The sequence below is a fragment of the Gryllotalpicola sp. genome (genome assembly GCF_027352875.1).
Taxonomy (GTDB): Bacteria; Actinomycetota; Actinomycetes; order Actinomycetales; family Microbacteriaceae; genus Gryllotalpicola.
Genome location: NZ_DAIEII010000050.1, coordinates 1 through 8,454, shown reverse-complemented (window position 1 = coordinate 8,454; position 8,454 = coordinate 1). Strand labels below are relative to the sequence as shown.

Below are 8,454 nucleotides of genomic sequence, written 5' to 3'. Positions count from 1 at the left end.
TCGTACGGCCTCGCCTACGGCCTCAGCGCCTTCGGCCTGTCCAAGCAGCTGCGCATCTCGCAGGGCGAGGCGAAGAAGCTCATGGACGACTACTTCAGCCGCTTCGGCAAGGTGCGCTCGTTCCTGCGCGACACCGTCGAGAAGGCGAAGACCGACGGCTACACCGAGACCATGTTCGGCCGGCGCCGCCCGTTCCCCGACTTCGCAAGCCCCAACCGGGTGCTGCGCGACAACGCCGAGCGCGCTGCCCTCAACTCGCCGCTGCAAGGGGCGGCGGCCGACATCATGAAGATCGCGATGACGAACGTCGCCGCCGACCTGCGCTCCCAGGCGCTGACGAGCCGTCTGCTCCTCCAGGTGCACGACGAGCTCGTGCTCGAGGTCGCCCCGGGGGAGTGGGCCGCGGTTCGCGACATCGTCGTGCACCGCATGTCGGGCGCCGCCGAGCTCACGGTGCCACTCACCGTGCAGGTCGGCAGCGGCGTCAACTGGGACCAGGCTGCGCACTAGCCTGGCACCATGACGGAACCCCGCCCGCAGACCGGGCTCGACCGCATCGCGGAATCCTGGCTCGACACCCAGCTCGACCTCGCCCCCGAACTGCGCGTCATGATCGGCCGCCCGGGCCGCGAAGGGGAGTACGCCGACTATTCGCCGGCGGGCGAGGCGGCGGCAGCCGAAGCCGCGCAGGCTGCCCTCGCGCAGGCGCGCGAGGCGACCCCGGTCGACGATGTCGACGTCGTGACGAAGCTCGAGCTGGTGCGCGAGCTCGAGCTCCGGCTCGAGTCCTACCAGGCGGGCCTCTGGCAGCGCGACCTCAACAACATCTCCTCGCCGCTGCAGGGCATCCGCGACGTCTTCGACCTCTCGCCGCGCGCGGCCCTCGCCGACTGGGAGGTCATCGCCAGGCGCCTCGGCAACGTTCCGGCGGCGGTGCGCGGGTACACCGAGTCGCTGCGCTACGGGATGACGCACGGCAACGTTCCCGCCATCCGCCAGGTCACGGTCGGGATCGCGCAGGCCGACGAACTGCAGGCGCCGACCGGGTTCTTCGGCACGCTCGCCAGGGACGCGGCGCTCGACGGCGTCGAGCTGCCGGAATCCCTTCAGGCCGAGCTCGACAAGAACGCCAAGGCGGCGCAGGCGGCGTACGGCGACCTCTCCTACTTCCTCGACGATGAGCTCGCCCATCTCGCGCCCGCCGCGGACGGCGTCGGGCGCGAGCTCTACCAGCTCGCCTCGCGCTCCTTCGTCGGCGCGACACTCGACCTCGACGAGACCTACGAGTGGGGCATCGACGAGCTGCGACGCATGCGCGAGGAGATGGAGCGCACCGCCGGCGAGATCACGCCCGGCGCGACGGTCGCCGAGGCGATCGCGTTCCTCAAGGCCGATGAGTCGCGCAACCTGCACGGCACCGATGCCCTCAAGGCGTGGATGCAGGGCAAGAGCGACGAGGCGCTGCGCGAGCTCGGCGCGACCCACTTCGACATCCCGCGCGAGCTCTACGCGCTCGAATGCATGATCGCTCCGACGCAGCATGGCGGCATCTACTACACGGCGCCGACCGACGACTTCTCCAGGCCGGGCCAGATGTGGTGGAGCGTTCCGCCCGGCGTCGAGACCTTCCAGACCTGGAGCGAGCTCACGACGGTGTACCACGAGGGCGTTCCCGGCCACCACCTGCAGCTCGGCATGGGCGTCTACAACAAGGCGCAGCTCAACGCCTGGCGGCGCACCCAGTTCATCTCCGGCCACGGCGAGGGCTGGGCGCTGTACGCCGAGCGCCTCATGGAGCAGCTCGGATTCCTCAAGGATCCGGCCGAGCGGCTCGGCATGCTCGACGGCCAGCGGATGCGCGCGACCCGGGTCGTGCTCGACATCGGCGTTCATCTCGGCAAGCGGCGCCCCGACGGTCAGGGCGTCTGGACGGGCGATTACGCCTACGAGTTCTTCGCCGAGAACGTGCTCGACGGCGACGGTCCGACCGGTCGTTTCGAGGTGACCCGCTACCTCGGCTGGCCGGGCCAGGCGCCGTCCTACAAGGTGGGCCAGCGCTTCTGGGAGGACCTGCGCGATGAGGTGAAGCGCCGCGAGGGCGCCGCCTTCGACATCAAGGCCTTCCACAAGAAGGCTCTCGACCTCGGCGGCGTCGGCCTCGACACTCTCCGCGTGGCAATGCTGGGCTGATGACCGCTCCGCTCGCATTCTGGTCGACGCCGACCGGCGACGTGCTCGGCGCACTCGGCACCAGCGCCACCGGGCTCAGCGCCGGCGAGGCCAGGACCCGCCTCGCCGCCCGCCGCCCGCACGGCCCCCGCAGGATGCCGGGCTGGCTGCGCAGCCTCATCCGCCAGTTCGCGAGCCCGATCATCCTCATCCTCATCACCGCGACGATCGTCTCGATGGCGCTCGGCGACCCGCTCGACGGCTCGATCATCCTCGCCATCGTCACCCTCTCGGGGCTGCTCGGCTTCTTCCAGGAGGCCCGCGCCGGCAACGCCGTCGCCGAACTCCTCGCCAGCGTCCAGGTGACCGCAGACGTGCTCCGCGACGGCGCCCCGGCGAGCGTCCCGGTCGCCGAACTCGTTCCGGGCGACGTCGTGCTGCTCAGCGCCGGCTCGGTCGTGCCCGGCGACTGCCGGCTCCTCGACGGCGATGAGCTCCAGGTCGACGAATCCGCCCTCACCGGCGAGGCCTTCCCCGCCGAGAAGGACCCCGACGCCGAGGTGCACCTCGACGCGCCGCTCGCGCAGCGCGCCAACAGCGTGTTCTTCGGCAGCCACGTCGTCTCGGGCGAGGCGCACGCCGTGATCGCGACCGTCGCCGCCGACACCCAGTACGGCGCCATCACGCACGACCTCCGCGAGCACACCTCGACGGCGTTCGAGAAGGGCATCACCCGTTTCGGGATGCTGCTCGTCTGGCTCATGGTGGTGCTGTCGCTCTTCATCTTCGCGGTGAACGCCATCGCCGGCCGCGGCATCATCGCGGCGATGCTCTTCGCCGTCGCCCTCGCGGTCGGCATCACCCCGCAGCTGCTGCCGGCGATCGTGTCGCTGAGCCTGTCCTCCGGTGCGCGGCGCCTCGCGGCGAGCAAGGTCATCGTCAAGCGCCTCGACGCCATCGAGGACCTCGGCACCATCACCGTCCTCGCCACCGACAAGACCGGCACCCTCACCGAGGGCGCGGCCCGGCTCGACAAGGCGATCGATCCCGCAGGAGCGGAGAGCGAGCGCACGCTGCGGCTCGCGAGCCTCAACGCGGGCCTCCAGACCGGCTTCGCCAACCCGCTCGACGCCGCGGTGCTCGCCCGCTCGCCGCTTCCGGTCGGCAGCGTCGCGCTCGACGAGGTGCCGTACGACTTCAAGCGCAAGCGGCTCAGCGTCGTGACTGCGGTCGACGGCGTGCCGACGCTCATCACGAAGGGCGCTCTCGCCTCGGTCCTCCAGGTCTGCACCGCGGCGCCGGCGGGCGTCGAGCGGCTCTTCGAATCGCTGTCCGACGACGGATTCCGCGTGCTCGGCATCGCGTCCCGCCCGCTCGCCGCGGGCGAGGTGGTCGACCGCAGCGCCGAGGTCGGCATGACCCTCGAAGGCCTGCTGTGCTTCCTCGACCCGCCGAAGGCCAGTGCGGCGGATGCGCTCCGGGATCTGGAATCCCTCGGGATCAGCATGCGCCTCATCACCGGCGACAACGCGCGCGTCGCTGTCGCTGTCGCCAAGGCGGTCGGCCTCGACACCGCGAAGGTGCTCACCGGTTCCGAGATCGACAGGCTCGGCGCGGCCGGCCTTGCGCAGGCGGCGCGCGACACCTACGTCTTCGCCGAGGTCGAGCCGGACCACAAGAAGCGCATCGTCCAGGCGCTCAGGACCCTGGGGGAGTCGGTCGCGTTCCTCGGCGACGGCATCAACGACACGCCGGCGCTCCACGTCGCCGATGTCGGCATCTCCGTCGACACCGGCGTCGACGTCGCCAAGCAGGAGGCGGCCGTCGTCCTCCTCGACAAGGGCCTCGACGTGGTCGCCGATGGCGTGCGGCTCGGCCGCCAGACCTTCGCGAACACGCTGAAGTACATCCGCATGTCCACGAGCTCCAACTTCGGCAACATGCTGTCGATGGCGATCGCCAGCATGTTCCTGCCGTTCCTGCCGCTGCTGCCGCGGCAGATCCTGCTGCTCAACTTCCTCGGCGACCTGCCGTCGACGACTCTCGCCGCCGACTACGTCGACCCGGAGCGCCTGGCGCAGCCGGTGAAGTGGGACCTCAAGGAGATCCGCCGCTTCATGTTCGTGTTCGGTCCGGTCTCCACCTGCTTCGACCTCCTCACCTTCGGGGTGCTGATCTGGGGCGTCCACGCCGATGAGATGCTCTTCCAGACCTCGTGGTTCGTCGTCTCGACGCTGACCGAGGTCAGCGCGCTGTTCTCACTGCGCACCACGCGCCCGATCTGGCGGTCCCGGCCCGCGCTGGCCCTGGCGATCGCAGCCATTCTCGTGGGCGCGATCGCCGTCGCCATGCCGTACGTTCCATTCATCGCCGAGCCGATGGGATTGATCCCGCTCGACGGCCCGGTCCTCGCCGCCCTCGCGGTCATCGCCCTGGCGTACATCGCCGCGAACGAGATCGCGAAGGCGTTCTTCTTCCGTCGGCAACGGCGCGCGCAGCGCAGCGGGTGACCGCTCCGCCGAGCCGACGGCGGCAACCCTGCTGCGGGCGTTCGGCGAGACGGAAATCAGGTCGCGAATTCGCGCAGGTCGATCGTCTCGTCGGCGAGCAGATCCGCATCGACGGCCTGGCCGCGCCGGAGAATCGCCATCGCCCGCCGCATCTCCCGGTTGCGATTGAGCGTGACCGCCGCGACCGGAACACCGTCCCGCAGATAGAACGCCAGCGCGTCCCGCGCCGTGAGGTCCCCGCGCACCGCGAGCCGATCCCAGCCCGTGTGCATGCCGGCGTACTGCAGGGCGAGGTCGTACTGGTCCGACCACACCCACGGGATGGTCGAGTAGGGGTCGCCGCGACCGAGAACGCTCCGTGCCGCGACCGCGCCGTGGTCGACCGCATGTGTCCAGTGCTCCGTGCGCAGGCGGCGTCGGTAGAACGGATGGGCGTGGTTGGCGACATCCCCCGCGGCGTACACGTTCGGCACCGACGTCCGGGCGTATTCATCGACCAGGATGCCGTTGTCCACCGCCACCTGCGTTCCGGTGACCACCGCTGTGTCGGGCACCATCCCCACCCCCACGACCACGAGGTCGGCACGCAGCCGACGGCCCGAGGTGGTAGCGACCTCGGTGACCCGGCCATTCGCGCCGTCGAAGCCGACGACGCCGTCGCCGAAGATCATCTCCACTCCGTGCTCGGCGTGAAGCTCGCCGACCACCCTGCCGATCTGCTCCCCGAGGACGCGCTCCAGAGGCGTCGACAGCGGCTCGACGATCGTGACTGCGAGCCCACGGCTTCGCAGTGTGGCCGCGACCTCGGCGCCGATGAAGCCCATCCCGACCACGACCGCGTGCTCAGCATCGGCCGACCACTCGCGCAGAGCGTCGCTGTCGGCGCGGGTGCGCAGTCCGAACACTCCGTCGAGTTCGGCCCCCGGCACCCGCAACGCCCGCGAACGCCCTCCCGTCGTCAGGATCACCGCGTCGGCACGCACGGACGAGCCGTCGTCGAGTGCGACGGACTGCTCGGCCGGGCGCAGGGCCACGACACGGCTCCCCAGCCTGAGGTCGATGTCGCGGTCGGTCCAGAAGCCCTCCGGTCTCAGGTTCAGGTCGTCCGCGGCGACCGTCCCGGCCAGGTAGCCCTTCGACAGCGGGGGGCGGTCGTACGGCGGAACGACTTCCTCGCCCAGCAGCACCACGCGGCCGTCGTACCCCTCCGCACGCAGCGTGGTCGCCGCCGACACTCCTGCCGCCGACGTCCCCACGATCGCCACGACGGCGGGAGTGCTCACGATGCTGCCGCGTCGTCGATCCGCGGGTCGATCAGCAGGTCGTCGCCTTCGACGGCGAGTTCGTAGACGCCCAGCGGCTCCCACGGCGGTCCGCCCAGCACCTCGCCGGTCGCGGGATCGAACTCCCCGAAGTGGCACGTGCAGACCAGCTTGCCGTCTTCCAGCTCGCCCTCGTCGGAGAACGTGCAGGACTCGTGCGTGCACCAGTTGTCGAACGCGTACAGTTCACCATCGACGTTCGCGACGGCCAGTTCGCGGCCGGCGACCGTGAACGCCTTGATCTCACCCGGTCCGACCTCGGAAGCCCGGCCCGCATTGATCAGTCCCATCGTCGCCCCTTCGCGATCGATCCGGTAGCCCGCACCGCAGGTGAGGGCTGGATGCTGCCCGACGCTCCACCAGCGCGGCGTCGTCAGCACCCGGCGGCGAGCCTAACCCGCCGGGGGTGAGCGCTGTCAACCCCCGGCGGCTGGGAGAACCTGAGAAGGTCTTGTGCGGTCGGATGAATGAGCCGATACTGAGGGGGCCGGACACCGCCGTCGGGCTTGATTCATCCGATGGTGTCTCGATGGTGTCGGCGCCACCGGATAGATCAGATCACAAAGGAGTGAGCATGACACTCATCGAGAACCAGCAGAACGGTCTGACAGCCGACCTGTTCCGTGCGATCGAGGGCGCGCAGTTGCGCGACATCAGCGACGTCGACATCAACGACGTCATCAACAAGTACATCTACAACCAGATTGCCGAGCAGCCCTCGTACGTCGAGCAGTACAAGCGCTATCTCAAGCAGCGCTGGGACGTGTACGACATCGACTTCAGCCAGGACTACAAGGACTGGCACGAGAACATGACCGAGGCCGAGAAGAGCTCGTTCCTGGCGATCGCATCCGGGTTTCACCACGGCGAGCGTCAGGTCGAGGTCGAACTGCCCGTCTTCATGCTCGGCGGCAGCGAGGATCAGAAGCTGTTCATCTCGAGCCAGATCGAGGATGAGGCGCGTCACACCGTCTTCTTCGACCGCTTCTACCATGAAGGGGTCGGACTGGAGGGCGACCTCATGGAGGTGCTCGACCAGTCGTTCGAGTGGGTCGGCGAGACGTTCATCGGTCCGTTCGGTCTGCTCGCCTATCAGGCGGACGCCCTGCTGAAGAACCCCGACGACCTCAAGCTACGGGTGCAGTACGCGACGAACTACATGCTCTGGATCGAGGGCGTCCTCGCCGTGTCGGTGATGCAGATCACCCTGCGGTATGCGCGCCAGCACAAGGTGCTTCCGGGGTACTACGCGGGCTTCACGCTCACTGCGCGCGACGAGGCCCGCCACGTCCAGGCGGGGCTGAGGTTCCTCACCGAGGCCATCGAACAGGATCCCACGCTCATCCGCGAGGTTCACGACACGCTCCGCACTCTGCTGCTGATGAGTTCCACTTCGAGCCAGTACGTGGCGTACGAGCCCATCGGCTGGACCCGTGACGACGTGCAGGCCATGTTCATCACCCAGTTGGTGCGCAAGATGGACCTCATCGGACTGGAGTTGCCGCCCGATCTGGCCGGCATGGTCCAGAACATCTCCGCCGACAACGCGATCGGAGGCTGAGCGATGTCGAGGGTCTTCACCGACCAATGGGCGGCCGACGTCCAGGCGCGTCTGTCGCAGGGATTCACCCCGCAGGACCGGGAGGGACGGCTGCCGGATTACTGGGAGTGGATCGACACCGCCTCGTCCACCTTCTCGGGGGTGCTCGCCCTCGGCGCGGTGCCCGTGAAGGGGGATGACCTGGACGCCGGCGAATTCGTCGCGATCCGGATCGCGGCCGGCGCGGTGCAGGAGGTTCGTGTGATCACGCCGAGCGAGGCGCGCGACAGCGACTACCTCCTGGTGGGCACGTACGAGAGTTGGCAGAAATTCCTCGGCGGCTACGACGCGGCCCGCACCGTCATGTACCGTCACCTGCAGTTGCATCACGGCAACCTGCTGACCTTCTTCAACCGTGTGTACTACTGGATCCAGTTGCTCTCGCTGCTGCACCAGGTGCCCTCGGAGGTCGTCGTTCGCGAGACTGCGGCCGCCTGACCGGCAGCGACGCGGGGTCGACCATCGTCAGGTCGGCCCCGCGTCGCGATGTCACGGCCGCCCGGATGCGGAAAGCTCATCGAGGTGCGCTGCCCATGTGGGGGGCACTCCAGGTGACCCTCGTTGCGGCCTGGCGCGTCGTTTCCTGCGGACGTAGACTGGAACGTCACTCGTGTGACATCCGATATCCGCCCGTCTCAGGCGGCAACACACACACTCCTCGATCAGCGAGTTGCGCGAAGCGCGCATCGAAACGATCGCCGGCCGTGCGCCTGAGGCCCGATCCCAATCCGTAAGAGAGCAACCACTCAATGGCAACCGCAACGACCGCCCAGGCGACCAAGCAGATCGCAGTCAACGACATCGGCTCTGCTGACGACTTCCTCGCCGCGGTCGAAAAGACCCTGAAGTTCTT

The 8,454-nt window shown here is 68.8% G+C and carries 7 protein-coding genes; 5 read left to right on the top strand and 2 right to left on the bottom strand.

Features of this window, described 5'->3' with window-relative positions:
* The 3 genes from M7D61_RS06020 to mgtA form a co-directional block, all read left to right on the top strand.
* On the top strand, positions 1-510 hold a 510-nt coding region (locus M7D61_RS06020), incomplete at its 5' end, for a DNA polymerase (protein WP_298228575.1).
* 9 nt (positions 511-519) lie between these two features.
* Positions 520-2,190, top strand: coding sequence for a DUF885 domain-containing protein (locus tag M7D61_RS06015; protein ID WP_298228574.1), 1,671 nt, complete (start codon positions 520-522; stop codon positions 2,188-2,190).
* Positions 2,190-4,679 carry a magnesium-translocating P-type ATPase gene (mgtA, locus tag M7D61_RS06010; RefSeq protein ID WP_298228572.1) on the top strand — a complete coding sequence of 830 codons (2,490 nt, stop codon included), beginning with the start codon at positions 2,190-2,192 and terminating at the stop codon, positions 4,677-4,679. The genes M7D61_RS06015 and mgtA overlap by 1 nt, the downstream gene beginning before the upstream one ends.
* Before the next feature lie 56 nt (positions 4,680-4,735).
* Here mgtA and M7D61_RS06005 read toward each other — a convergent pair whose 3' ends face one another.
* Entirely contained in the window at positions 4,736-5,962 is a 1,227-nt protein-coding gene (locus M7D61_RS06005) for an FAD-dependent oxidoreductase (RefSeq protein WP_298228570.1), read from the bottom strand.
* Complete coding sequence (locus M7D61_RS06000) at positions 5,959-6,381, bottom strand: Rieske 2Fe-2S domain-containing protein (RefSeq protein ID WP_298228568.1); 423 nt, start codon at positions 6,379-6,381, stop codon at positions 5,959-5,961. Before M7D61_RS06000 ends, M7D61_RS06005 begins: the two co-directional genes overlap by 4 nt.
* Before the next feature lie 194 nt (positions 6,382-6,575).
* Between M7D61_RS06000 and M7D61_RS05995 the strand changes: the two genes are divergently transcribed.
* Positions 6,576-7,562, top strand: a complete 987-nt coding sequence (locus M7D61_RS05995) for a hypothetical protein (protein WP_298228566.1) — start codon at positions 6,576-6,578, stop codon at positions 7,560-7,562.
* 3 nt (positions 7,563-7,565) lie between these two features.
* Positions 7,566-8,039: a hypothetical protein gene (locus tag M7D61_RS05990; RefSeq protein WP_298228564.1), complete on the top strand. Its 474-nt coding sequence runs from the start codon at positions 7,566-7,568 to the stop codon at positions 8,037-8,039.
* Positions 8,040-8,454 lie beyond the last annotated feature (415 nt).